This window comes from Citrobacter sp. Igbk 14 (genome assembly GCF_028069825.1).
In the GTDB taxonomy this organism is placed as follows: Bacteria; Pseudomonadota; Gammaproteobacteria; order Enterobacterales; family Enterobacteriaceae; genus Citrobacter.
The window spans coordinates 1-806 of the sequence record NZ_JANEWM010000155.1 but is presented as its reverse complement, the minus strand read 5'-3'; the positions used below and the strand labels follow the sequence as shown (position 1 = coordinate 806).

Genomic DNA, 806 nt, shown 5'->3' with positions numbered 1-806 from the left:
TAATGGTTCTGACAAAGATACAATAAACTTAGTCAAAAATGCTATAATTAAAGATCGAGTTGAGTATATCCAGACTGGATTAAAAAATGGTGAAATAACGAAAGGTGAATATAATTCCTTAGTTGATTCTTTATGGGATGGATTTCAAGCAGGAATCAAGGCTGCATCTTTTGAAAGAAAGTTAATCAAGGTTGAACCAATAAAGCCTGATGTCTTTAAAAAATTCAATTCATCTGAAATACCATTCAATAGATTGCATATAGTAATTGTAAGTAAAGAGTTCCCCCCTCTGACGAAATCTGGAGGAATCGGCACGCTTTATTATAATCTTGCTAGTGAATTATTATTGGCAGGGCATTTTGTCAGCGTGATTTACAGATCAGATAGCTATGATGTCAAAGAACGAGGAAGATTGAAGTTAATTTCATTGAACAAGAAAAAAAAATCAATTGGCTTTGTAGATGATTCAAATATTGCCAATGAGATTTTGAATTGGTCAACTAGTGTGGCAATTGAAATTGAAAAGTTAAATGAAATTCATCCGATTAGTGTTGTCGATTCCTGCCTTTGGGATTCTGAAGTATATTCATTCTCACTTATTAAAAATAAATTAAATATTCCATTGGTACTTCGATTGGTGACACCATTAAAGGTCGCTAATGACATGAATAAATGGAATATGAATGATAACGATTTAGACTATCTTACGCACTTCGAGTACAAAGTCGTTGAATCTGCTGATGCGGTTGTTCCAATTAGTGACTCCATAAAAAATACTTATATTTCTTTGTACAAACCTTCGGAAA

The 806-nt window shown here is 32.6% G+C and carries 1 protein-coding gene; it reads left to right on the top strand.

Annotated elements, in window-relative coordinates:
- The coding region (locus tag NNN64_RS22880; protein WP_271442889.1) for a glycogen/starch synthase at positions 1 to 806 on the top strand (806 nt) is incomplete at both ends.